This is a genomic window from Dactylosporangium sp. CA-139066 (assembly GCF_050936175.1).
GTDB lineage: Bacteria > Actinomycetota > Actinomycetes > Mycobacteriales > Micromonosporaceae > Dactylosporangium.
Genome location: NZ_JBNJNH010000001.1, coordinates 7,790,639 through 7,816,023 on the forward strand (window position 1 = coordinate 7,790,639; position 25,385 = coordinate 7,816,023).

Genomic DNA, 25,385 nt, shown 5'->3' on the forward strand with positions numbered 1-25,385 from the left:
TGGACTCCTCGTGGAGGACGTTTCGGTTGGCGCCGTTCGTGGCGGCTGGAAGCAGCCCGGCGGCGCGCCGGCGTCCGGCCGGCGCCCCACCGGGGCTGCTCGGTCAGGGGCGGGTGGGGCGGTGCCATTGGCTGCGGACCCGGCGTCGGGGCACCGGCCGGACCGGCTGACGCACCGGCTGGGTCTGCGGCATCGCCGTGGCCGGGTTGACCCCAGCCGGAACCACCGGCCGGGGGCCGGCCGGCGGGGTGGGCACCACACCGGCCGCCCGGATCGGCGCGGCCGACGAGCGTGCCGGTGTGGGCGTGGGCCGCTTGGGCACGGCACGCCAGGCCACGTCGACACCGGAGGCGACTTCCTGCGTGGTGTACGGCCGGACCGGCCGGCCGGTCGGCCACGCCACCCCCACCCGGCCCGGCCCCGCGCCCGCCGGCGACGACCGGCCACCGGCGCCGCCACCACCGGACGAGGCCCCGCCGCCGAGGGTGAAGGGCAGCCGCGTCCGGCCGCCGCCACCGCCGCCGCGGGGCCCCCCGCCGCCGGATCCGCCGCGGCCGAAGCCACCGCCCGGCCGCCCGCCCCCGCCGCCACCGCGGCCCCGCGACACCCGCAGCACGCTGGTCAGCTGCTGCATCAGCACCATCCGCAAGATCATCCCGGCCGGGTTCCGGCCGCCGCCTCCGGTGACGAACCGGCGCATCAGGCCCGGGATCCGGACGACGGCCCACAGCAGGCACATGACGATGAACAGGTTGACGGTGCCCGTCGTGTCGTGCGGCAGCCCCAGCTGCGGTGCGTTGGCGTCCGGGTTGAGGAACACCGACAGGGCGGTGTGCAGCGCGAGGGCCTGCAGCACGACGGTGGCGACCGTGGCCAGGATGGAGCGCCACCACAGCTTCGCGAGGCCGTCGGTGAACGGGGTGGCGTGGCAGGCCAGGGCGAGCGGGCTGACGCCGACCAGGATGATCAGCACACCCAGGCGCACGATGCAGGTGATCAGCAGCATCCCGGTCAGCACCGCGATGATCAGGCCGATGATGACGGCGAGGAACGCGCTGGGTGGGTTGTTCAGCGCGTCGAAGGTGACCTGCTGCAGCCGCACGAGGGAGCCCTGGGAGGTCACGCCGTCGCCGGTGAGCGCCTCCGTCAGCGCGTTCGCGATCTGGATGAGGTTCTGGCAGAGCGGGGCGGCGAAGTTCGCCGCGATCCAGCCGATCACCAGCCGCGGCAGCAGTTCACCGACGCCGTAGCGGGACTGCACGGTGCCGTTGGTCATCACCATGATCCCGGTGGTGATGATCGCCAGGATGAAGCAGGCGTTGACGACCACCATCGCCTTGCTGGTGATCGCGGTGACCTGCGGCAGCGTGCTGACGTCCGGCGTGGTGAACGCGGTGCTGGCCAGCAGCCCCCACAGCGTTGTGAGGATCGCCTGGATCGCCTCGGCGAACCAGGCGATCGCTCCGTTGAGCATCCAGGCGACCACGTCAGCCGCCCAGGATCTTCTGCAGAATGGCCAGGATGATCGGGGCCATGACGGCCAGGGCGTAGCCGATCCCCGCGCTCTTGAGCGAGCCCTTGGCCCGCTCGACCTGGGCGGGATCGCCGCCCGCCATCAGGTACTGGGCGCCGCCGATCGTCAGGAACAAGGTGGCGACCGCAGCGATGATGCCGGTGATCCAGGCGGTCAGGTTGCTGATGACCGTCGGCAGGTCGTAGACCGCGAGGGGGACGCTGTCGGCGGCCGACGCCGGGGTGGCCGCGACCACCAGCGCCGGAATGGTCGCCGCGACGATGGTCGCGGCGCGCCGGATGGTGTTACACAAGGTGGGTTTGCGGTGCATGGGTGCCTCACACCTCCCGCCCCAGCAGGCCGGGGCGTTCGCATCGAGCGGATGGGAGGCGTCACCGCAGCAGCGGCAGGGGCGGGCCGTGGGAGCCTTGCTCCTCCTCGGATGTGACAGCCGACGGGTGGTGAACACAGCCATCACGGCCGGCCGGCCCGCGCACGCCCTGCGGTGACGCCGGGAATCGCGGACCCCGGTCGAGCCGTTCGAGGTCGGTGGCGATTCCTTGCCCACCAAGGGCTGCAGTTGGGTACCCAACGCAGCACCCACACCGGCCGGGGCACCCAACTGGCCCAACCGGCCCTAACTGGCCCCGCGCCGGCCCGATGCGCGGCGCCCGGATCGGCACCGACCGGTGGTGGTGCAGCGAGTGGTGCCGACGTGCGGCAGAGGATCGCGGCGGGCGGCGGACCGCCGCCCGGTCCGCGTGTCCAGCCGAACCGCAACCACAACACACGGGGCGACGACTCGTGGAGGAGTCGTCGCCCCACTGCACCTGCGCGACCAGGCACCAGCGCCGGCACTCTGGCCGTACTGGTCGGCGTCAGCCGATGCTGCCGCTCAGGCTGCGGTACACGTCGCGGGTCATCTCGTCCCACTCGACGCTGAGCTCGCGCACGCCGTGAACACGGACGCGGTACCCGTTGGCGTCCAGGAACACCCACGCCGCCGGAGTCGGGTGTGCGCGACGCAGGACCAGACTCCAGTGCCGGCCGTGCAGCACCACCACGACCGGGCGGCCCAGCCGGTCCCGGCCGATCCGCACAGCGCCCGGCGGCGGCGCCTCGGCCAACACGCGAGCCTGCCGGACAAGATCAGCCACCACCGGCCGATCCGTCAGCGAGCGCAGCTCGTCGTACGGGTCGTCGAGGTTGATCCAGCAGCCGTGGTCGACCTCGTGGCCGGGGTTGCCTGCGGCGCGGCACTGTTCGGTCAGGGCGGCGGCCAGCTGGTTGGCGCCGCGTTGGCGGCCCCGCTGCCGGCGCAGGTAGCCGGGCAGGGTGACCGTCGCCGCCCGCACGATGAAGACGGGAAACGGGCCTGGCTGCCCGGCCCGCGACGCGGACGGGCCGGCCGGGGATGTGGATGTCGAGGTCATGACACGCCCCCGGGCACCGGCCCGGCGTCGGCCGACCTCCCGCAGTCGCCACCGGGCCCGCCGCGCCCCGGCACGTCACCCAGAGCCTGCGGGTCCGGGCTGCCGCGCATCAACGGCACCAAGGGCACCCAGTCAAGCTCCCCCGCGCGGATCGCGTCCGCGAGGCGTCGTTCGGCCTTGCGCCGCCACGCCCCGGCCAGGGCGACGCTGAGACCGAGCTTGTCCGCCACCGTCGCGAGGGCGACCTGATCCAGGCGGGTGGCGGCAATCAGCAGGTACTCGTCCGGGTCGATGACCGCCTGGGCCACCGCCCGGGTCAGCACCCAGTCCGGGTGGTCCCAGGGCTGCTGCGGCGGCAACGACCACGTGGTCCGCACCCGGATCGCGTCGGATGCCGCTTCCCGTTCCCGGGCAGCCTTGACCGCCCTGGCACCTGCGTCGATGAGCTTCCCGGCGATGCGGCTATCGCGCAGATCAATGCTGCGCAACCGGTCCACGAACCCGGTCAGCAGTTCGCTGTCGCGGTCGCTGGAATCCCCGGGCCAGCCCTTGCCGAGCCTCCCGGCGGTACGACGCAGCCCGGGCATGGCAATGCCGACCGCGGCGATCACCCAGGCCGGACCGTCACGGCGAGCCCGCACGACCAGCTCCCGCCACACCCCGTCGCGGACCGAGCGGGGCGTCGCGTCGTCAATGAGCAGCTTCTTCAACTCATCCAGCGGCAGGATCCGGTTGGGCAGACCGGCGAAACCCCGCCCGTCGAAGGCAAGCGGCGCGGGCGGGCAGACCAACAGGTCGAACGCGCGCTGCGCGGCGTCGAGGGGCGTGGTCGGCCAGGACCGGCGCAGCGGCCGACGACTCGGACGAGACTGCGGCCGGGACGTGTGCGTAGACATGCGAGTGCTCCCCTGTCAGGCGAGACGCCCACCCCGGCCGGGAAACGGCCGCGTCGGGCGCGGACGCCGTCCATGGGCGCACGCCCACCCAACGCGTTGGCCAACCGGCAACACCCACCCGGATCACGACGGCGGCCAGCCCGCCCGGCCGCCCGTTGGGCGGTTGGGCCAGCTCAACGCCCGGTCTTCCAAGCCGATCACCACCGCCCGGCAGGCACTCGGACCAGCATCGACGCCCGCTCCCGGCGATGGACGTCCGCGCAGCTCCGCGGGGGCATGTTGGGTCCGTTGGGCAGCCCCGACCCAACTGGGTCAACCGGGCGCGGCGGACGGTGCCGACACCGGTCGCGATGCGCCCAGCGACGGCCAGCGGGCATCGGCACCGACGCAGTCCTCGTCACGGCTGCTGCCAGCTCCTGGGCGACGCTCAGGTGCGCGTCGGGGCCCATGCATTGGACAGGCCAGGCGGCACAGCATCCCGGCGTGACGGCGCGGCCACCAGTCACTGCGGTACACCGCGAGCGGCCGGTACCGGTCACCGATCATCCCGGGTCGGTGTCGGCGCAGCGGGTTGGCGTCACCGAGCAGTACCGGCGGCGCCCGCCCGCGGGGCGGGCGATGCCCAGCCGGTACCGACGACCGCTACCGGGCCGCCGGTACGCGGGCCGATCGGTACCGGTAACGGGCGTCCCGACGCTCGGTGACCCGGTGCTGGACGGGCGGGTGCCACCGGGTACCGGTGACACCGGCACCCCGGCCCGCCGCGCTCATCGACCCGGCCGGCGCAAACCAATACCGGCCGTCAGCGCCGCAGACCCCACACACTCGGTCCGACACGCACCGCAACGGTCGCAGGGCCGCGAAGAGCAGTGACCGGCACCGTGTAGTACGTCGATATCGATGGCCGACGTGTGAGCGCCACGGCGCAACGCCCGCCCTGTCCCATGCCAGAAACGGGTCGCATGACAGCGCCGTGACCGACCCGCTCGCCGCGCTGGGTCAGGCGGCAGCCCACCAGTCCAGCGGCAGGTGCCGTACCAGCGTCCGATTACTACCCGTGACCTACGTCGTGCTGGTCTGGCCTCCATCCGGCAGCCGTTCGATGCCCAACCGGTTCGGCACCGGCTGACGCGAACGGCCGACGCCCCGGTACCGGTGCGGGCGGCCTGCCCGATCACCGATCACCGCCGGTACCGGGCACGAGTACCCGGCGGTGATCGCCCGCACCGGTACCGGGCGCTACCGCGACCGGGCGCGTGGCCGATACCGGTCCGGACGCTGCCATCGCAGATCGGCGCCACCGGGCGCCGACCGGCATGGTCCGCCCCGCACCGCTCCCCTTGTGCCCGCCGCGGTACCGCCGCCACTCGAGGCACCGCCACGTTGGGTACCCCATCAGCCGTCCGGCCGGCTACCACCCAACCCGGTTGGGTCCGGTCGCCGGGCCCACCCAACCGAGTTGGGTACGGCGACTCAACGCAGTCGGGAGCGCCGAGCGCCAGTTGGGTGCCGGTTGGGCGGACCTGCCGACCGATGGCTGCGGGCAGCGGTCCAGTTGGGCCATGGGTGGGCGTGAACACGAGCCGCCCGGCGCGGGAACCGCACCCGCCCATGACTGACTTCCATGACCACTCCGACCACGACCCCGACCATCCCGGCCCGGACACCCCGCACCACCCCGCCACGCCGCCCAACCTCGACCCGCACAACGCCGACTCACACGACCTCGACGGTGCGGATGACCCGCTGGCGTTGTCCGAACTGATCGCCAGCGGAGACATCGACGTGGTCCCCGGTGACCCGCCGGTGCCGATCGCGGTGTGGCGCGTCGCCGACGTCGACGCCGGCTGGGGCCACCACCGCGCCGACGCGCTGAGCCCGCGACTGGCCGCGCTGCTCGTCGGCGTCCACACCCGCCCCGGCGACACGATCGTGTCGATCGGCGACGACCCCGCCCTGGCAGGCGCGGCCGGCGCCGGCGGACGCATCTATCGCAGCGTGCCGCACCCGGACCAGCTCGCCGACCTCGACCACGCCGCCGGCACCGTCGCGTTGATCGTGCTGCCCTGGCCCCCGGCCGACCGGCCGAACGGGATGCACAGTGAGGACCTGATCGCCGTGTTCGGTGCCTGCCGGCGGCTCATGGGCCCGGGCGGCTGCACCATCGTCGCCCTGGCCGGGCTGCCGCCGCAGCAGACCTTCGTCCAGCACAGCACCGCGCTGATCCCAGCAGCGCAGCAAGCCGGCCTGGGCTGGCTGCAGCACATCGTCGCGATCACCGCACCGATCGTCGGTCAGCACATCACCTGGCGAGCCCGGCCGGCCGACCCGGGGATGCTGCGTGCCGCCGCCCACCTCAAGGTCCACCTGGACCTGTTCGTATTCGTGATACTTGGAAATTCCGCGAGTTCAAGAAAACTGAAGGACTCTCAGGCGGAACCCAAGGGTTCGTCGCGGCCTCCGCGGTATCGCGGATCCGGGGGTTCGTCGTGAACCGGCGCTGCCCGTTCGTCGCGATTCACCAGCGGTTGTTCGACGCCGGTGGTCAGGAGTTGACGTGCGGCGTTGGCGTAGCGGATCGCGGTGGTGTCGGCGATGCCGAAGACGGCTGCCAGGTGCAGTGGGTCACCGCCGCTGGTGATGGCTTCGTCGAGCTGCCGGTCGACGCGGAGACGCTCGAGAGTTGCTGGCAGGCCACGCAGGATCCGGTTGATCCAGGGATGGGTGACCGGGCCGAGCCGCAGGGCGCTCTCCTTGCTGATGAGCAGGTGCGGGTTGGCGGTGTTGGGCCAGCGTCGGCTGCGGTAGTTGAGCCAGCCGGTCAGTGCGGCATAGGTCAGCTCGTCCAAGGGGCGGATGCGTCCGGCAATGCTCAGCCTTCGGTTACCGAGGTCCACATCGGACAGTTGCATGGCCCGGATATCGGCGTGCCGGGCGGCGTGGACCGCGGCCAGCGCGATCGCGAGTCGCGCGTGCGGGGCGTGGGCCGCCTGCAGGGTGGGTTTGATCTGCTCCGGTGTGAGCGGTTGCGGAATTGGCCCCACAACCTTGGCGAGTTTGATGCGGCTGGTCGGGTCGCGGAACACGATGCCGTTGGTTTTGGCCCAGCGGAACAGCGATCGCATGGCCTGCAATGTGCTCTGGCGCTGCTGGCCGTGCAGCGTCCGGATCTGCTCGAGCACCACGTCCCGGGTGATTTCGCGCAGGTGCTCGTAGCGCGTCGACCAGTCCAGCAGTACCGGCTGCAGGGCGCTGAGCTGTGCCCGCAACGTGGTTTGGCGGCGGGGCACGCGGCGCGGGCCGCCATCGATCAGGCCGAGCGCCCAGGTCCGCACGTGCCGGGCGATGAGGTCCACCCCGGACAGGTACAGCCGCGACGCGCAGAAGTGCTCCGCACCCGTAGCAGCAGGGAGCACCACCAGCAGCACCACTCATGCGCGATCAGCCACAGGTCATCAGCTGGCCGACGCCGAGATCCTGGCCGCGCTGCGGGCCGTGGCGGCCGAGCCACCGGGTTATGCCGCGATCTGTTGCAGGCTAGCGGACCGCCGCGTACGCGACGGCGCCGGCCAGTGCGGAGCGCCGTCCCGTCGAAGCTGGCGGAGGTGAGGTGCCGTCCGTCCGACGGTGATCGTCGCGCTGTCGGAGCTGAGCGCGGGCTTGATGCCGGCGGCGCCACCAGGACCAGCGCACGTGATGGTCGGCTTGATGCGATGCGCCACGGATATGTCAGCGCCTGACGGTCATGGCGTTGTCAGCGAATCGGCCACCACGATGTCAGCGGGGGTGCGGGAGATGGGGAGAGCGCTTAGCCTGGATCCGCCGATCGACCTTGAGTTCTGATTGCGGTCCATCGCTGCATCGATGGATATAGATGATAGTGTGGGCGGCGTGCGGCGGACCCGCCGGGCGCTCCGGCGTGCTCCGTGGTGGTGGTCGGGCCCGGGGTGGGCGGCTGGTCCGGGTCAGGTGGTGGCGGGTGGTGCGTGGACTCGGTTGAAGACGGTTTGCCACGGCAGCTGCCAGGGCCAGTGGGTGGGCAGGTGCAGGGTGAGGCGTCGGGCGCAGCGGGCCAGTCGTGCTGGGATGGTGACCAGCTGTCGGCGGATGGTGGCGGTCCGGGCGGTGGCGTAGCGGGGGCTGGTCAGGCAGCCGGTGGCGCGGAGCAGGTTGCGGGTCATCGCGGTCAGGGTGAGCCAGGCGGCGTTGGCGGCGAACCGGCCGGAGGGCAGGTGGGCGAGGGGTCCGTCGATGAGGTCGGCGAAGACCTGTTCGACGACAGCGTGGCCGCGGTGGGTCAGGTCGGCGTCCACTGTGGATTCGCCGGTGTCAGTGAGGAAGGCGTGGTAGCGCCAGAGCGGGAACAGTTCCTCCTGGCCCGGCGGGGCGGGGTTGCGTTCCTTGACCCGGCGCACGACAAGCCGGGCGGTGATCTTGTGGCGGGTGGACTCGAACGCGGTATAGACCGTTTCGGCGACCTCGGCCTCGGAGATCCAGCCTCTGGTGTCCTCGTCGAACACCGCGCCGGGGTAGCGCACCGGTGTCCACGCGGTCTCGTCGATGCTGGCGATCGCGGCGCGGAGTTTGGGGTTGGACTGCAGGGTGAGGGAGAAGTTCGCCCCGGCGTTGCGGCAGGCGGTGGCCACGGGGCCGGAGCCGAACGCCGAGTCGGCGCGGACCAGGATCCGGCCGGTGGCGCCGCACGCCCGCGCGGTGCGGACGGCCTGCGTGACGAGGGACGCCGCGCCGCGGGCGGAGCCGGCGTTGCCGCCACGTAGCCGGGTCGCCGCGATGACCGGCGCCGCCGTGGCGGTGCTGATCGTGGCCACCAGCGGGGACAGGCCGCGCAGCCGCACGTTGTAGCCGCCGACCTTGGCGTGGCCGAACCCGGCGCCCTGCTTGGCGTGGCCGTAGACCCGCCGCAGCAACGAGTCCACGTCGACGTACGCCTGCCTGCCCGCGCCGGGCAGCAACGGCGTGGCCGCGGCGAGGGCGGCCAGCAGGTCCCGGGCCGCGGCCTCCAGTTGCAGGGCGTGGCCCCAGGTGAAGAACCGCAGGAACGACCCCAGCGTCGAGGGCGCGTACACCCCGGCGAACAGCGTGGCCATCCCGCCATGCCGCAACACGTCCAGGTCGTCGATGCTGTCCGCGCCGGCGGCCATCCCGGCCACGACCGCGGCGGCCTTGGCGCCCGGGTTCGACCCCGTGGACAGGTCCGGCCGCACCCGGGATGTGACCAACCCGGCCAGATCGACCTGCTCGGCCAGGCCCATCACCGGGACCAGGCCGGCACACGACACCAGATTCGCCTCGTCGAACACCGCGTCGACCGCGCGGCGAGCATGCAACAATCGCACCTACGAGATGCCCTCTCGACCGGGGTGATGGAAGCGTAGAGAACTCCCATCCTTCCAGGTCAGAGGGCATTTCCCATACCCTCTTATCGCACAGCTTCACCGTCGGTCGGTGGATCGAGGCTTAGCGGGTCCGGCGCGGCTTCAGTTCGGCGCTGCTGCCCAGCCGGCATGCGGCTGCCAGGGTGAGCATCGGCGGGGAGTATCCGCGGTACGGGCTGGGGCCGATGTCCGCGCCGGGCTCGGTGGCGTTGGCGAGCACGCCGTTGGCGATCCCGGTCAGCACCACGTACCGGCTGATCAGCGGGGGAACAGGGCCATCGGGGCCCATGTCGGCCTCGATCCGCAGCACGGCCGCCAGCAGCCTTGCCTGGATGGTCTCGGTCAGCGCGTCCAGCTGCGGATCCCGGGTTGCGTCGTCGAGGATCGGGCCGGCGTATTCGGCGCGGATGTCGGTGAGCGTGAGCCCGGAAGCGCCCGCTGGCGGGTAGTGATGCTGGGCCGTTTCCTCACGTGTACCGGGTGGCGAGCCGGTCGAAGAAGGCGCTGAGCCGCCGGGTCGTGCCGGGGTCCTCGATCAGTTCGGCGCCGCCGAAGCGGTAGACCTCGTAGCCGTTGAGCCGCAGCTCGCGATCCTCGGCCATCACGGCGGCGTACCGGGAGGAGTTCGCGCGGCCGCTCTCGTCGGCGTAGTGCTGCTTGCCGTCGCACTCAATCACCACGCGGACGCGGTGGGGCAGCAGCAGGAGGAAGTCCATCCGCTGGCGCTGCAGCACGCGCGCCGGCGCTGGGTGACGACTTCGGGTGTACGGGTCGTAGTGCAGGTACACCTGCGGGATCAGGGCCGGAATGCCGGGGCCGAGCCGGGCGTAGCGCTTGGCGTACGTGCTGAGCACCCGCAGCTCGGCGCCGTTGCCGTCGAGGGACTGCTGCAGCCGCCGGTAGAGGCCGAGCTCGGTCTGGACCGTCGGCGCGTCGGTGATCCCTTCCCGGGCTGCCCACCAGCTGGTGAGGTCGCGCCAGGTCAGCCCGTCCGTGCTGAGTGGCCGGTCGTAGACGAGGCAGTTCTCCTCGTGGCGCACGATGCGCAGGTCGTTGTTCACCGCGTCGGCGAGCACGATCTCGGGTTTGGACCCGACTGCGGCGAAGATCAGGTTCTTCATCGTGCCGCGCACGCCCTGCCCGATGCGCTGCCAGCCGAAGATCGGGGCACCGCTGATCGCGTCGACCTGGACGAGCTCGTAGCCGTCTGCGGCCAGATGTTCGTTGAAGAACGCGAGCAGCTCGTGCACCTCGGCTAGGTCGTGCCGCACGTCGGGGTGCAGCGTCTCGGCGAGGAAGCGCAGCAGCAGCCGGTCGCTGCCGGCCAGGCCGAAACGCTCGTCGGTGAAGATCCAGTAGTAGTCCCAGTCGTCGTTCATGACCCGGTGCTGAAAGATGTCTCCGTACGCCGTGGGGTGGCGCCGGTCCGTGCTCTCCAAGGTGTTGAGGTCATAGATGCGAGCCAGGAAGTCCGGCTCCTCGAGCACCCCGTGCCACGACGTGTTGCGCCAGGTCAGGCCTTCGAGCAGGCGCCGGCGGGTGACGCGTGTGATGTGGTGGTCCGCCGTCTCGGCGGCCGGCGACGGTCTCCCCTGGTTGGACATGCGGCTCACCGTAACCGCGCGCGCCCGGCCGGCCCGCTGGGCCGGGGCCCGGCGGTGCTCGCGTCGCGTGACCGAGAGGCCCATCTCCCTCAGCCCGGGTCCGAACTGGTGTACGGTCGCGTCCGCGAGCGGGTGCGATGCAGCACGTGGGGGGATTGTGCCGGGGACGTAAGGCGAGAGACCGTGCAGACGGGGACCTGCTGCGGCGAGCGGTACGCCGGGCAGCGCGACCCGAGCCGCAAGGGACAGCCACTGATCCTGGCCTGCCAGCTGTGCCCGAACTCGCCCACCTACTGGCGAAAACAGGAATTATTGCATCAGATGCAACAGGTAAACCCCGATCGCCAAGCCTCAGAGCTGGTCTAATCCTAGGTCCACCCTGAGTGGGTGGGCAGTCCCACGTGCGGCTGAATCTCGATGCAACAATGTTGCGTCTGATGCAACAGACTCCTTAGCGTTATTGGCGTGAGCAACGGCGGGATGGTGCCTGGCTCCGCCGGCCTGGTCCTGGTCGACGGCGTGCGGTATCTCGAGCCGCAGCGCGCGGCGTTTGACGCGATGCTGGAGGGCTGGGCGGCGCAGCAACGCACCCGGTTCTTGAAGGACGGCACGATCGGACCGCGGTTGGGGCTGGTCCGACGGTTGGCGGAGTTCTCCAACCAGTACCCGTGGCAGTGGACCCCGGCCGAGGTCGATGCCTTCTTCGACTCGCTGCGCGGCGGTGAACGGCCGATCGTGGTGTCCACGGCGCGCGGCTACCAGACCGTGCTGCGGCTGTTCATGGCCTACGTGACCGATGCCCGGTACGGCTGGCCGCAGGTGTGTCTGGACCGCTTCGGTGAGGCGCCGACGCAGGTCCTGCATGAAGACAACAGCATCGTCCACGCGAGCACGTTCGAAGGTCGAGCGCATCGAAGGCCGCTGACCTACGACGAGGTCCAGGCGCTTTTCGACGCTGCCGATGGTCTCGCCGAGGACATCCGGGCGCGGGGCCGCAAGGGCGCACTCGCGGCGCAGCGCGACGCGGTGCTGCTCAAGACGATTTACGCATTCGGCCTGCGACGCGCGGAGTCGACCGGTCTGGACCTGGCCGATCTGCGGCACAATCCGAAGGTCCCGGCGTTCGGGCGATACGGCGGCCTGTTCGTGCGGCACGGCAAGTCCAGCAATGGTGGTCCGCCAAAACGGCGCACCGTGCTGACGGTGCCGGAGATGGACTGGGTAGTGCCCGTCCTCGAGCAGTGGGTCTCCGGGGTACGGCCGCGATTCGGGCCAGGAGCGCATCCAGCGCTCTTCGTCACCGAGCGCCGCGGCCGGCTGACCGAACGCGCAGCGAACGACGCGTTCTGCACAGCTCGGGATGCCGCATGGCTGCCGGGCGAGCTCGACTTGCACTGCCTGCGGCACTCCTATGTGACGCACCTGGTTGAGTTCGACTATCCGGAGCGGTTCGTGTCCGACCAGGTCGGCCACGCCTACGCCTCGACCACCGCGATCTACGCCAGAGGGCGTGTCCGACGCCTACCGCAACCAACTGCTGACGCGATCGCTCGCGCAGCGCCACGGCGACCTCTGGGAGGCCGAGCAGTGATCAAGAAGATGGGCGTGCGCTGGAACCTGCGCCAGCTCATGGCCACCCGCGACATGTTCAACACCTCGGATCTGGTGCCGCTGCTGGCCGAGCGGGGCGTCGACCTGTCCCGGGAGCAGGTCTACCGCCTCGTCACCCAGCCGCCGCAGCGGTTGTCGATGGACACCCTCGCCGCGCTGTGCGACATCCTCGGCTGCACCCCGAACGACCTCATCGCCATCGAGGTCACCAACGCGACCGTGGAGAAGCCCGCGGCCGGGGCCGGGGCACCGCCGCCGGTGCAGCGCACCCAGATCCGCCGGCCGAGGGGCGCATGAGCACCGACCGGTGCGAGCCGACCTGCCCGGGCTGCGGCCGCGCGGACCTCCCGCTGACCCGGCTCGACCCGGCCCGGCAGCGGGTCTGCCGCCGCTGCTACCGGCCGCCGCAGCGGCGCTGCGGGCGCTGCAGCCGGGTCGGGGTGATCGCGCGACGGGCCCGGGACGGGCAGCCGGACCTGTGCAACGGCTGTTATCAAGGCCCGATCGACACATGCGGCACCTGCGGACGACGGCGAGCGTGCCCGAGCCACCGCGGAGGCAGGCCGACCTGCCAAGCGTGCTTGCCCCGGCCCACCACTGTGTGCGCGCTGTGCGGTGCGGACTGTCCCGCGCAGGCATTCTGGCCACTCGGCCCCGTCTGCCGGGCCTGCTACCGCTCCCGCCGGGACCATCCGGGCGCGTGCGCGCGGTGCGGGCAGGTCCGAATTCTGGTCGCGGTCGGCGTCGGAGGCGAGGGGCTGTGCGGTCCATGTGGCGGCGGCTCGGACTACGCCTGCCCGCGCTGCGACACCGGCGAGCCCACCTACGCCGACGGCCTCTGCGCCCGGTGCGCACTCCAAGCCCGAGCCACTTCCGCGCTCACCGGCCCCGACGGCGACGTGCCCACCGAACTACAGCCACTTGCCGACGCGATCGCGGCCGGCCGCAACCCGGCCAGCGGATTGACCTGGCTCGGCAAACCGGCAACCGCCGCGGCGCTGCACGCGCTGGCGACCTCACCGAACCGGCTCACCCACGAGGCGATCGACCAACTTGAGGGCAACACACAGCACCTGCGCGGCCTGCTCGTCGCAGCCGGGGTTCTGCCGCCCCGCGACGAGGAGCTCGAGCGGCTCATCGCTTGGACGAGGACCATCCTGCGTGACCGGCCAGCCGCTCACGTCACGCTCGTCCGACCGTTCGTGCAGTGGGTGATCCTGCGCCGGGCCCGGCGACAATCCGGTCGCCAGCCCCTGACCCGCGGGGCCGTCGACGGCCTGAAGTCACGCGTCGTCCAGCCACTGCGGTTCCTGGCCTGGCTCGACACCGTCTCGGCCACCCTCGCCACGGCCGACCAAGGCCACGTCGAGCGATGGCTCCGGGACGGGCCGACCACCCGGTACGCGCTTCACCCCTTCATCATCTGGGCCTGCGGCCGCGGCCTCGCCGGCGACCTCGACGTCCCCCCGCTACCTGTCGGTGACCCGAAATCCCGCCACGCGGCCGAGCAGCAATGGCAGCAGCTGCGCACCTGTATCCACGACATCGCGCTGCCCACCGATGTCCGTGTCGCCGGCGGCCTGCTACTGCTATTCGGCATCCGGATCACCGTCCTCGCCCGGCTGCGCCGCGACCAGGTCACCCTCAGCCCGGCCGGGACGCACCTCACCGTGGCCGAGCACGAACTGCTCATCCCGCCCCGACTCGCCCAGCTGTTGGTCGCCGTCGCCGACCGCACCGCAACCCACACCGCCCGAACCGCACGCGTCAACAGCGTCAACGACGGCTGGCTCTTCCCAGGACAACGACCGGGCAGCCACCTCACCCCAGAGCACCTCGCCGAGCGGCTGCGCAGCCACGGCATCGGTATTCGACCCGGCCGCAAAACCGCCCTCGCCGAACTCGCCGCGGACTTGCCCACCCCGGTCCTGGCCGACCTGGTCGGCATCGGCATCACAACCGCACTGCGCTGGGCCCGCCACGCCCAACGTGACTGGGCGCCCTACCTCGTCGCCCGGGCTGACGCCAATGCGAGACGCGCGTGACCTGCCCATGACGGCTGGCTTCTCGCGGACCTCGGACCAGGGGCCGACACCAGCAGCAATGCTCGGGACAGGCTTTCGCAGCCGTCAGGATTTACGCTGCGTCGGGTGATCCGTCGTGGCGTACCGATGTCGCCGTCTCGGTGTCGTCGCTCTCGCCTTCTGACGACGTCCCCGGCAACCGTATGGCAGCGGCGACTCCCGCCAGCGCAATCAGGGTCATGAGCGCGAAGACGACGCTGAATGACACGGTCGGCGATGCCCGCCAGTCGGCGAGGATCGCGCCGGTCACCGCGACACCGGTGACGGCCGCGACTTGCCGGATCGTGTTGAACATGCCGGACGCCGCGCCCGCGGCGGCCGCGTCCACTGAGGCCATCGCGGCGACTGACAACGGCGACCAGGCCACAGCATTCGCGACCCCGAGCACAGCCGCTCCGGGCACTGTCCACCACGGGTCGACGCCCAGCAGGACAACGAGCCCGATGAGCAGCAGGCTCGCGGCGAGCAGCGCCATGCCCAGGATCGCCGGTCGGCGTGGTCCCGCGCGGTCGACCCACCGACCGGCTGCTGGCGACGCCAGCGCCGCGATCACAGCGTCCGGGGTCATCACCAGCGCGGCCTCCAGCGGTCCCAGGGCCCGCACGCCCTGCAGGTACAGCATCGTCGGCAGTGCCATCGCGATGACCACCGTCCCCAGCGAGGCCACCGCGACGCTGGCCGCGCGGAATCCGGCCGATCGGAAGACCATCGGTGGGGCCAGGGCTGCGGGCCCGATCCGCCGCTCTCGGACGACGAACCCGGCCAGCAGCAGCGCAGCCAGCACGCAAGCCGCAACGATCATGGGCGCCGAAACGTCCCGCCATGCCAGCAGCGCCCAGACGAGCGCACCGAGACCCGCAGTGCTGAGCAACGCCCCGGGTAGGTCGAGGCTCGTGGTGTGCCCGCGGCTGCCGGGAATCCAGCGCAACCCCATCAGTAACGCTGCACAGCACAGCGGGACGTTGACCAGGAAGACCCATCGCCAGTCGAGGGTCGCGGTCAGCAAGCCCCCGAGCAGCGGACCCAGCAGCGCCCCTGCTGATGCGACCGTACCCCACACCCCGAGGGCACGTCCGCGCTCATCGGCGCCGAACAGCCGGCGGATCAGCGTGAGCGGCTGGGGCGCCATTGCGGCCGCCGCCAGCCCCTGGACAACGCGGAACAGCACCAGCCAGCCGACCGACGGCGCCAGACCGCACAGCGCCGAAGCCACCGCGAAACCCGTCATCCCGGCCAGGAACACGCGCTTGGGGTCGTAGCGATCGCCCAGCCGCCCGGCGACGAGCAACGGCACCGAGAATGCCAGCAGATACCCGGCCGTCACCCAGAACAGCGCTGAAACACTGGCCCGCAAGTCTTCCTGGATGCGCGGGCTCGCGACCGCCACGATCGTCGTGTCGAGCAAAATGACGAAGAACCCCGCCAGCAACGCTGCCAGGCCCGCCCACCTGTTCGTCACCGGCTCCCCGTACCACGCAGGCCAGCTCCAGCGCCACTCACCACGGCAGCTCCTTCCGCCTCCGACCCCGACCGCACTCCCGCCCCATCTGACCACGACTACGGACGCGGGCACAGGACGCCTTCGGGCCTACGCCTCGGCGACCGTGCCGGACGCCCTCTTCGACTACGACGCATGCGGGGTCCCCGCTACGAACGATCGCTTGCTGCTCTCCCGGGCCGGCTCTCGCCTGGCCCGCCACGACCGCATCAAGTCGAGGGGAGCCAGCCACGGAATACTGCACGCTCGAATGCATGCGTGCCACCAGTAAAATCGGGAATTATCGCACCGGACACAGTCCTGATCAGCCTGCTTGCTCAAGGCGGCGAAGGCCCTCCACCGCGGACGGTGTGCCAGCAGCCACCTCATCCCGCAGTTCGTCGATGCGGCCCTGCTCGGCCAGCAGACCGACCAGCCGGTCGGGGACGTACGGGTCGCCGGTGGCGGCGAGGTCGCGCAGTTCGTCAATGCGATCCTGCTCGGCCAGCAGGTCGACCAGCCAGTGGGTGGCATACGGGTTGCCGGTGGCGGCGAGGTCGCGCAGCACCTGCAGCGCCTCGTCGATGCGGTCCTGCTTGGCCAGCAGGTCGGCCAGCCGGTTGGCGACGTACGGGTCGCCGGTGGCGGCGAGGTCGCGCAGTTCGTCGATGCGGTCCTGCTTGGCCAGCAGGTCAGCCAGCCGGTCGGCGACGTACGGGTCGCCGGTGGCGGCGAGGTCGCGCAGTTCGTCGATGCGGTCCTGCTCGGCCAGCAGGTCAGCCAGCCGGTCGGCGACGTACAGGTCGCCGGTGGCGGCGAGGTCGCGCAGTTCGTCGATGCGGCCCTGCTCGGCCAGCAGGTTGACCAGCCGGTGGGCGCCGTACGGGTCGCCGGTGGCGGCGAGGTCGCGCAGCACCTGCAGCGCCTCGTCGATGCGGTCCTGCTCGGCCAGCAGGTCAGCCAGCCGGTCGGCGACGTACGGGTTACCGGTGGCGGCGAGGTCGCGCAGTTCGTCGACGCGGTCCTGCTCGGCCAGCAGGTCAGCCAGCCGTTCGGCGGCGTGCTGGTTGCCGGTGGCAGTGAGGTCGCGCAGTTCGTCGACGCGGCCGTGCTCGGCCAGCAGGCCGGCCAGTCGGCGAGCGGCGCGCTGGTTGCCGGTAGCGGCGAGGTCGCGCAGTTCGTCGACGCGGTCCTGCTCGGCCAGCAGGTCGACCAGCCGGTCGGCGACGTACGGGTGGCCGGCGGCAGTGAGGTCTCGCAGTTCGTCGACGCGGTCCTGCTCGGCCAGCAGGTCCGCGAGGCGGTTAGCGGCGTGCTGGTTGCCGGTGACGGCGAGGTCGCGCAGTTCCTGCAGCGCCTCGTCGATGTGGCCCTGTTCGGCCAGCCGGTTCGCCAGATGGTAGGCGGCGCTCTGGTTGCCGGTGGCGGTGAGGTCGCGCAGTTCGTCGACGCGGTCCTGCGTGGCCAGCAGGTCGGCCAGCTGGTAGGCGGCATACGGGTTGCCGGTGGCGGTGAGGTCGCGCAGTTCGTCGACGCGGTCCTGCCTGGCCAGCAGGTCGGCCAGCCGGTCGGCGGCATACGGGTGGCCGGTGGCGGCGAGGTCGCGCAGCACCTGCAGCGCCTCGTCGATACGGTCCTGCTCGGCCAGCAGGTCGGCCAGCTGGAAGGCGGCATACGAGTTGCCGGTGGCGGTGAGGTCGCGCAGTTCGTCGACGCGGCCCTGCTCGGCCAGCAGATCGGCCACGCGAGCGTGCAGGGACGGATCGCGGGGTGTGGCGTCGGCGCGCAGATAGAGGGCGACGGCGTGGTTTGGTTGGCCGCGGCGTCGGGCGTTTTGGAAGAGGCGGGCGGTGTCGTCAGGGTGATGGTGAGCGATGAGGGCTTGCCACACCGGTTCGGGTAGGACGGTGGTGCGGCGGGTGCGATGGGCGTGTTGTCGGAGGTAGTCGGCGGTGATGTAACCGGCAGTGCGACCCATGCCCGCGGGAACCGGGGCAAGACAGGCGGCAGCCCCGCGGACTTCGGTGGTGGCATAGGCGAGGGCGCGGTCGAGCCAATCAGGGGGTGCGATGGCCTGTTGGACAGGGGTCAGGTATGCGGGTGCGGCGTCGTTGAGGAAGTCGCTGGTGGCTGGTTGGTGGGCGCCGACGCGGTGGGCGTCGAGCGCTGCGGTGATGACGGCCTTGCCGTAGCAGTCGGTCGGTGGGGCCTGTTCCCAGCGATGGATGAGGGCCGGGCCGGCGGCGAGGACTTGGCTGAAGCCGGCGTCGGTGGTGTCCAGCGCGATACGGATGCGCTGGTCGATGCCAGCGAGGGCTTCGCCGCGGCGGCGTTCGGCCCGGCTGAATGTCTCGGGTACCTCGATGAGCCGGGCGAAACCGAGCAGCTCACGGTCGTTGGCGTACGGGTCGGGTTGGCCGCCGGGGGGCCGGGCGGTGCGGATGTTGTACTCGTCGGGCCAGATCGTCGCGACGATGACTGTGCCGGCGGTGATGAGCTGCCGCAGAGTGCCGGCGAGCAGGCCAGTGGGGTGGTTGAGGTAGCGCTGCAACTCGTCGAGCCACACCACGACGGTCCGTGGCGTCGGGTTCTCGGCGTGTGCGGTGATCGCTGGGGCGTCGGCCGGGTGCAGCAGCCACCATTCCCGCAGCCCGGCGCGGACAGCCTCGTACAGGGCTCTGGTCTTGCCGACCGATGAACCGCCGACGAGCAGCACGAACCCGCCCTCCACGGCGGCGGCGGTGAGCGCGGCGCGTAGGTCGGCGTCGAGGTCTCGTGGCACGTACGGCGGCAGCTCCTCGGTGGTGCCGGGGATCTGGATCGCGGTGTGCACGCCGAGCAGCCGCGGCCGGGCCTCCTGGACCCGGACCGCGCCTGCCGGTCGCGGCTGGTGGGCGGTAGCGACCCGCTCCCACGTGGCCAGCCATGGCCGCTGCGCCGCCTCGCCGAGGCCGCATGCGAGCAGGAACGTGATCACCGTGTCCCGGGTCGGCGTGGATTTGGCGTTGAGCAGATCGCTCAACGTCGCCGGTGGCAGCGGCCGCGGCCGGGCCGCCTTCCCGAGCGCGGCGTAGGAACGGCCGGCGCGCAACCGATCACATGCCCGGGCGAACGCGTCGAGGGACTGCACCGCGTCCAAGCGGACCTCGGACGGACCGGCGGCAGGGTCATTGTCGGCCATTCAGGCGCCTCCCGGCTGTTCGGCGGTCGCACCGAACACTGACGGACCACCGTAGACCGCCACCACCTTCGACGCCACCGCCGAGGCCACCCAGACCAGCGACCCGCAGCGCTCTTCGGCTTCCTTCGCACCCGCGGCCGTACCCCGTGACCAGGCGCTTTTCTCAAGGCGTCAACACGGGAGACCGGCCGGCTCCCCACCCGTCAACCCGCTGGGAGCCACCGATGCCCAATGAGCCCGCCAACCCCACCAACCCGACCTGGCGCGAGAAGCTCACCCTCGCCGCCGTCCGCGGCACCATCTCCGGCGCCGTCCACGCACTCATCACCTGGATCCTCGAACACTGAACTCCCACGTCGGCTCGGCCGCTTCAAGCGGGCCGCCCCCGAGGCACGAGCCAGCCGAGGAATACCGCACGTTCGAATACATGCACTCCACCAGCAAACAGGAATTATTGCATCAGATGCAACAGGTAAACGCTAATCACCAGCCTTCTGACCTGCCCTAATCGCTCGTCTAATCGGCCTGCTGCCCTCGACATTCGGATGACCGCCCTCACCCAGCTGCGCCGCGACAAGGTCACTGCTCGACCGGAATTAGGGCTGGTCGTCCAGCAGCTGGCGCAGAGCCTCGGCGGCGCCGGCCGTCCCGGCACACACCTCGTCCCTAAGCGCAGCGATCTCGCGTTGTTCTGCCAGCAGAGCAGCCAGCTGGCTGGCTGCGGCTCCGCTGCCGGCGTCGGCGCGGGTGCGTAGTTCCTCGACGTGGCCTTGTTTTGCCAGCAGGGCGGCCAGCTGGCTGGCTGCGGCTCCGTCGCCGGCGTCGGCGCGGGTGCGCAGTTCATCGACGTGGCCTTGTTTTGCCAGCAGGGCGGCCAGCTTGCCGCTGGCGGGCCAGTCTGCGGCGTCGGCGCGGGTGCGCAGCTCCTCGACGTGGCCCTGTTCTGCCAGCAGGTCGGCCAACTTGCGCCTGGCGAGCCAGTCCTCGGCGTCGGCGTGGGGGCGCAGCAGCTGCAGCGCGTCGTCAATGCGGCCTTGTTCTGCCAGCAGGGCGGCCAGCTGGCTGGCTGCGGCTCCGTCGCCGGCGTCGGCGCGGGTGCGCAGTTCCTCGACGTGGCCCTGTTTTGCCAGCAGGGCGGCCAGCTTGCCGCTGGCGGGCCAGTCCCCGGCGTCGGCGCGGGTGCGCAGCTCCTCGACGTGGCCCTGTTTTGCCAGCAGGGCGGCCAGCTGGCCCCTGGCTAGCCATTCCCCGGCGTCGGCGCGGGGTCGCAGCAGCTGCAGCGCGTCGTCGATGCGGCCCTGCTTTACCAGCAGATTGACTAGCCCGCTAACCACGGGCATGTCGCCTCGGGTGCGCAGCAGCTGCAGCGCGTCGTCGATGCGGCCCTGCTCCGCCAGCAGCTCGACTAGGTAGTGCGCCGCGGACGAGTCGCCGGCGCCGGCGCGGGTGCGCAGCTCCTCGACGTGGCCCTGTTGCGCCAGCAACGCATCCAAGTGTTCGCTGGCGAGCCAGTTCCCGGCCTCAGCGCGAGTGCGCAGCAGCTGCAGCACGTGGTCGGCGGCGTGGCCGTGCTCCTTCAATAGGCCGAGCAGCCGGACGGCGGCGGACAGGTCGCTGGGTTCGGCGCCGGCGGTGTAAAGGGTGATGGCATGGACGGGTTCGTCGCGGCGGTAGGCGTTGTCGGCGAGGCTGCTGGTGTCGTCGGGATGGTGGTAGGTGACGAGGGCTTGCCACACGGTGCTGGGCAGGGCAGTGGTACGGCGCGTGTTCTGGGCGTGTTGGTAGAGGTAGTCGGCGGTGATCCATCCGGCAATGCGGCCCATACCGGCGGGAACCGGGGCGAGGCAGGCGGCAGCGCCGTGGACGGGTGTGGTGGCGTAGGCCAGGGCTTGAGCGAGCCAGTCCGGTGGAGCGGTGGCCTGCTGGGTGGGGGTGAGGTAGGCCGGCGCGGCGGCGGTTAAGTAGTCATGGGTCACGGGGTGTTGAGCGCCGACCCGGCGGGCGTCGAGAGCGGCGGTGATGACCGCTTGGCCATAGCAGTCCTCAGCCGTTTCCCAGCGTTGGATCAGAGCTGGGCCAGCGGCCAGGACCTGCGTGAAGCCGGCGTCGGTGGTGTCCAACGCGATCCGCAGCCTTCGGTCGGTACCCGCGAGGGCCTCGCCCCGGCGGCGCTCCGCGGTTGTGAATCGGTCTGGTACCCGAATGACGTGGGCGAGACGGAGGATCTCGCGGTCGTCGGCGTGCGGGTCGGGCTGGTCCGCTGCGGGACGGGCCGCGCGTCGGCTGAATTCCTCGGGCCACAAGGTGGCGACGACGACCGTGCCGGCAGCGATGAGTCCGTGCAGGGTACCGAAGGTGAGCCCGGCCGGGTGGTTGAGGTAGCGCTGGAGCTCGTCGAGCCACAGCACCGTGCGTGGTGTCGGCGCAGCGGCGTGGGCGCCGATCGTCGGGATGTCGGCCGGGTGCAGCAGCCACCACTCCGGTAATGCTGCCTGGACCGCTTCGAACAGTGCGCGGGTCTTGCCGACCGATGAACCGCCGACCATCAGGACCAGACCACCGCTCGCCGCGGCGGCGGTGATGGCGGTGCGCAGGTCCGCGTCGAGATCTCGGGGCACGTACGGGGGCAGTTCACCGTGAGCGCCCTCGACCTGGATCGCGGCGTGCACACCGAGCAGCCTCGGACGGGCATCCCGCACCCGGACCGCACCGTCAGGACGTGGCTGGTGAGCGGTGGCGACCCGTTCCCACGCGGCCAACCAGGGGCGCTGCGCCTCGTCGAGGAGACCGCACGCCGTCAAGAACGCGATTACGGTCTCCCTGGTGGGGATTGACTTGGCGTTGAGGAGATCGCTCAACGTCGCCTTCGGCAACGACAGCGGCCGGGCCGCCCGCTCAAGCACGGCATAGGAACGGCCCTCTCGCAGACGGCTACACGCTGCAGCGAACGCCGCCACGGACTGCACCGCATCCAAGTCGATCACAGACGGATCAGCGGCAGGGTCGTTGTCAGCCATTCGGGCGCCTCCCGGCTGTTCGGCGGTTGCACCGAACACTGACGGACCACCGTAGACCTCCACCACCTTCGACGCGAACATCGAGGTCACGGCACCTGGTGAGCAGTTGCGCTCTTCGGCTTCCTTCGCACCCATCGCCGGACCCCGCGACCAGGCGCTTCGCTCAAGGCGTCAACGCGGGAGACCGGCCGGCTCCCCACCCCAACGCCACCGGGAGCCACCGATGACCACTGAGTCCACCAGCCAGACCTGGCGCGAGAAGCTCGCCCTCGCCGCCGTCCGCGGCGCAGTTTCTGGCGCCGTCCGCGCAATCATCACCTGGATGCTCGAGCACTGATCCCGACGCTGGCGTGGCCTGCTCACTGCGGGCCACGCCAGCAGCTCAACCGAGGGCGCGGGGGAATACCGCACGTTCGAATACATGCCTTCCCCCAGTAAAAGCCACGGCTCACCAGGAACCGCCGAACGTGATCAGCAACTGACCTGCTCAGCGCACGTGAGGGACTGCCCGCAGCCCGTCGACGACGTCGTTGCCGTAGCGACGATCGGCTGGGCACCTCAACTCACGCCCCGGCTACTCAAGGTGTGACTGCCGCTCCAGTGCCGGCCATTTGACGCACCGGCGGGCGCCGGCGGGCCAGGTGGCTCAGCCGTTGCCGTACACGGCGTAGGCCTCGTCGCCGGCCTCCTTGACCTCGGCCGGCGGCGGGGCGGCGACCGTCATCGGCGTGCCGAACTCGCTCAGGCGGATCGTGATCCGTTCCGGTTCCATGCCGGGCATGGCCGGCGAGGTGCGCAGGACCAGGCTCGTGATGTGGCCCTGCCCGTCCAGCGTCGCCTCGAACGAGACCCGCTCGTGCCCGAGCTCGCGGTACACCGGCGAGGTGCGGCTCACCTTGGACGCGTCCAGGTGCCCCGTGAACGCCCCGGGCCCCGTCCTGGCCACGTCGGTGAGGGCGCCGGTGGCCGAACCGACCGTCGCCACGATGCCGGGAAAGCCGATCGCCGCGGCCAGCGGCGCCCGCGCGAGGCTCATGTGCGTCCAGTGGTCGGCGGTCAGCGCCCTCGCCGTGCCACGGCTGTACACATCGTCGCCGATCACCGTGATCTCGACCGTGCCGGCGACGGGGGACCGGACCTCGGACTTGCCGCTGGAGGCCCCGCGCGTCGGGTCGCTGACGCCGGTCATGGTGCCGGTCACGGCGCCGCTCTCCTCGGCCGTCTCCACCGTGTACGCGCTCGGGACCGCCGCCGTCCGCACCAGCCCGGCGGCCAACTCCTCCCGCACGCTCGCATACGACGGCGCCGCCGCCGACGAGCCGGCCCCCGACGACGCCGGAGCCGAGCCGGCCGGCTTCGCATCACAGGCCGCCGTGGCCAGCACGACCGCCACGAGGGTCACCAACAACGTCCTCCGCACGGCGACGATCATGCCATGGCCGTGCGGTCGCGTGGGCCCGCGGCTGCGGTGCCGGCGGCTACCGCAGCAGCCACTCGCCGGTGAGTTTCAGGACCTCCGCCCGATCCGGATCACCACCACCGTGGAGGTGCCGGAGCCTGGGCGTCCCTGATCAACTCGAACACGAGCGCCCGGCCGACGCCGGGCCGGCCGCGCTATTCCTGTCCGCCGCTCGATCGGCTCTCGCCGCCCCGACGGTCGGCTGTCCCCGCGCTCGATCAACCTGATCTGCGAGCAGATCGGCCGCTGGCACGACGCCGAACACGGCGATCCGGCCCGGCACATCAGCCCGCTACGGCCCCACGACCTGCGTCACAGTGTTGCGTTCGCGCTGGCCGAGGCCACCGGCGGCGACGCCTACGAACTCGAGCACCGGCTCGGCCACCAGTCCCAGCGCTACATCCACCGCTACACCAACCCGCCCGAGGACATCGCCGCCGGCTACGTCGAGCAGATGTGATGGCCGCCGTTTGCGGCTGGTGACACGTTCAGACCGGCACTCCCCGACGCGCCACCGGGGGCCACTGATGACCACCGAACCCACCAACTCGACCTGGCGCGAGAAGCTCACCCTCGCCGCCGTGCGCGGCGCCGTCTCCGGCGTCATCCGCGCCATCATCACTGGATCCTCGAGCACTGAACGCCTCTGTTCGCCCGGCCCGACTCACACGGGCCGGCCGGCCATGACGCATCCAAGTCGGGAATACCGCAGGCTCAAATACATGCACTCCACCAGCAGGCCGCCCAGCTGCCGCAGCCGGGCTCGCCAGCTGCGTGAGGGCCTGCTCGGTGGTGGCGCGCACCGGACCAGATGTCACGTCGTCTGGCTGGGCCCGAGATCCTGCAAGTGGCTGCACCCCTGCTCAGCCCGGCTGGTGGATTGCCTTGAGTTCGTCGCCGCTGCCCAGCCGGCACGCAGCCGCGATCGTCAGCATCGGCCAGGAGTACCCGCGATAGGGACTCGTCCCGACCGACGCGCCCGGGTCGGTGGCGTTGGCCAGCACGCCGTTGGCGATGCCGGTCAGGATCATGTACCGCGTGATCAGCCACGAGGTGGCGGCCGGAACCATGGTGGCCTCGACGCGCAGCACCTTCTCCAGCAGCTCGACGCCGACCTTGTCGAGCAGGGCGTCGAGCTCCACGTCACGGGTAGCGTCCTCGAGGATCGTGTCGGCGTACTCGATCCGCAGGTCGGTCAGGGTGAGGCCGCCCTGGCCTCGGGCCGCGTAAGTCCGGTCGACGTAGCGCCGGCTGAACGGGATGCGGCGCACGATGGTGCGGTCCAGCCACGGCTGCAGCCAGATCCGCTGGCTGTCGGCCGCGCGGTGGCTCTTCCACTGGGCGAACATCAGCAGCTCGACGACCACGCACAGCATCGCCGCCGTCCACTGCCCGACCAGGACGAACCCGATTGCCGCCACCGGCGCGCCGACGATCCCACAGGTCAGCAGCCACTTCTGCCAGCGTCCGGCGGCCGCGGCGCGGGACATCGTCGACCACAGCAGCCCGGACAGCCCCAACAGCATCGCTGCGGCACCAGTAACCACCATCACGCGACCGTAGTCGCGCCTTCACCCATTGCGCAGGAGCTGGCGGGATCGATCACCCGGACCGGTCCGTCGGCATCGCCACGACGATCGGCCGGTGCCTCAACCCGTCTCGGTTCCGGTGCCGCCCGTGGCCGGCGCCGGGGCCAGGCAGGTCTGCACGAGCC

The 25,385-nt window shown here is 71.3% G+C and carries 18 protein-coding genes; 5 read left to right on the forward strand and 13 right to left on the reverse strand.

Going from position 1 to position 25,385, the window contains the following annotated elements:
* Nucleotides 1-103 precede the first annotated feature (103 nt).
* From ACQEVU_RS35640 to ACQEVU_RS35655, 4 genes are all read right to left on the reverse strand, one after another.
* Complete coding sequence (locus ACQEVU_RS35640) at nt 104-1,474, reverse strand: conjugal transfer protein TrbL family protein (RefSeq protein ID WP_433331473.1); 1,371 nt, start codon at nt 1,472-1,474, stop codon at nt 104-106.
* 13 nt (nt 1,475-1,487) lie between these two features.
* Nucleotides 1,488-1,844: a pilin gene (locus ACQEVU_RS35645; RefSeq protein ID WP_433331475.1), complete on the reverse strand. Its 357-nt coding sequence runs from the start codon at nt 1,842-1,844 to the stop codon at nt 1,488-1,490.
* Nucleotides 1,845-2,391: 547 nt separating this feature from the next.
* Nucleotides 2,392-2,946: a hypothetical protein gene (locus ACQEVU_RS35650; RefSeq protein ID WP_433331477.1), complete on the reverse strand. Its 555-nt coding sequence runs from the start codon at nt 2,944-2,946 to the stop codon at nt 2,392-2,394.
* A complete protein-coding gene (locus tag ACQEVU_RS35655; RefSeq protein WP_433331479.1) occupies nt 2,943-3,737 on the reverse strand; it encodes a hypothetical protein in 795 nt (264 codons plus the stop codon). Before ACQEVU_RS35655 ends, ACQEVU_RS35650 begins: the two co-directional genes overlap by 4 nt.
* Nucleotides 3,738-5,453: 1,716 nt before the next feature.
* Here ACQEVU_RS35655 and ACQEVU_RS35660 point away from each other — a divergent pair.
* A complete protein-coding gene (locus ACQEVU_RS35660) occupies nt 5,454-6,335 on the forward strand; it encodes a hypothetical protein (RefSeq protein ID WP_433331481.1) in 882 nt (293 codons plus the stop codon).
* Here ACQEVU_RS35660 and ACQEVU_RS35665 read toward each other — a convergent pair.
* From ACQEVU_RS35665 to ACQEVU_RS35680, 4 genes are all read right to left on the reverse strand, one after another.
* Nucleotides 6,272-7,273 (reverse strand): hypothetical protein, encoded by a 1,002-nt coding sequence (locus ACQEVU_RS35665; protein ID WP_433331483.1) that lies wholly within the window; start codon nt 7,271-7,273, stop codon nt 6,272-6,274. The genes ACQEVU_RS35660 and ACQEVU_RS35665 overlap by 64 nt on opposite strands.
* Before the next feature lie 534 nt (nt 7,274-7,807).
* Nucleotides 7,808-9,199, reverse strand: coding sequence for an IS1380 family transposase (locus ACQEVU_RS35670; protein ID WP_433331485.1), 1,392 nt, complete (start codon nt 9,197-9,199; stop codon nt 7,808-7,810).
* A gap of 121 nt (nt 9,200-9,320) precedes the next feature.
* On the reverse strand, nt 9,321-9,548 hold the full coding sequence (locus tag ACQEVU_RS35675) for a hypothetical protein (protein WP_433331487.1): 228 nt from the start codon (nt 9,546-9,548) through the stop codon (nt 9,321-9,323).
* Between the two features lie 157 nt (nt 9,549-9,705).
* Entirely contained in the window at nt 9,706-10,842 is a 1,137-nt protein-coding gene (locus ACQEVU_RS35680) for a hypothetical protein (RefSeq protein WP_433331489.1), read from the reverse strand.
* Between the two features lie 558 nt (nt 10,843-11,400).
* Between ACQEVU_RS35680 and ACQEVU_RS35685 the strand changes: the two genes are divergently transcribed.
* Both ACQEVU_RS35685 and ACQEVU_RS35690 read left to right on the forward strand, forming a co-directional pair.
* The gene (locus ACQEVU_RS35685; protein ID WP_433331491.1) at nt 11,401-12,750 is read left to right on the forward strand and encodes a helix-turn-helix domain-containing protein; all 1,350 of its coding nucleotides are present in this window, start codon (nt 11,401-11,403) and stop codon (nt 12,748-12,750) included.
* 602 nt (nt 12,751-13,352) lie between these two features.
* A complete protein-coding gene (locus ACQEVU_RS35690) occupies nt 13,353-14,498 on the forward strand; it encodes a hypothetical protein (protein WP_433331493.1) in 1,146 nt (381 codons plus the stop codon).
* A gap of 91 nt (nt 14,499-14,589) precedes the next feature.
* On the opposite strand, the gene ACQEVU_RS35695 is transcribed toward ACQEVU_RS35690, so the two are convergent.
* A complete protein-coding gene (locus ACQEVU_RS35695; protein ID WP_433331495.1) occupies nt 14,590-15,996 on the reverse strand; it encodes an MFS transporter in 1,407 nt (468 codons plus the stop codon).
* Between the two features lie 343 nt (nt 15,997-16,339).
* Nucleotides 16,340-19,195 (reverse strand): hypothetical protein, encoded by a 2,856-nt coding sequence (locus ACQEVU_RS35700; RefSeq protein WP_433331497.1) that lies wholly within the window; start codon nt 19,193-19,195, stop codon nt 16,340-16,342.
* Nucleotides 19,196-19,419: 224 nt separating this feature from the next.
* Here ACQEVU_RS35700 and ACQEVU_RS35705 point away from each other — a divergent pair, with 224 nt between their 5' ends.
* Nucleotides 19,420-19,542 (forward strand): hypothetical protein, encoded by a 123-nt coding sequence (locus ACQEVU_RS35705; RefSeq protein WP_433331499.1) that lies wholly within the window; start codon nt 19,420-19,422, stop codon nt 19,540-19,542.
* 249 nt (nt 19,543-19,791) lie between these two features.
* On the opposite strand, the gene ACQEVU_RS35710 is transcribed toward ACQEVU_RS35705, so the two are convergent.
* Complete coding sequence (locus tag ACQEVU_RS35710; protein WP_433331501.1) at nt 19,792-22,347, reverse strand: hypothetical protein; 2,556 nt, start codon at nt 22,345-22,347, stop codon at nt 19,792-19,794.
* A gap of 511 nt (nt 22,348-22,858) precedes the next feature.
* Nucleotides 22,859-23,632, reverse strand: coding sequence for a hypothetical protein (locus tag ACQEVU_RS35715; RefSeq protein WP_433331503.1), 774 nt, complete (start codon nt 23,630-23,632; stop codon nt 22,859-22,861).
* Between the two features lie 277 nt (nt 23,633-23,909).
* Here ACQEVU_RS35715 and ACQEVU_RS35720 point away from each other — a divergent pair, with 277 nt between their 5' ends.
* The gene (locus ACQEVU_RS35720; RefSeq protein ID WP_433335198.1) at nt 23,910-24,131 is read left to right on the forward strand and encodes a tyrosine-type recombinase/integrase; all 222 of its coding nucleotides are present in this window, start codon (nt 23,910-23,912) and stop codon (nt 24,129-24,131) included.
* Between the two features lie 403 nt (nt 24,132-24,534).
* Here the strand turns inward: ACQEVU_RS35720 and ACQEVU_RS35725 are convergent, their stop codons facing one another.
* The gene (locus ACQEVU_RS35725; protein WP_433331505.1) at nt 24,535-25,221 is read right to left on the reverse strand and encodes a hypothetical protein; all 687 of its coding nucleotides are present in this window, start codon (nt 25,219-25,221) and stop codon (nt 24,535-24,537) included.
* Nucleotides 25,222-25,385 lie beyond the last annotated feature (164 nt).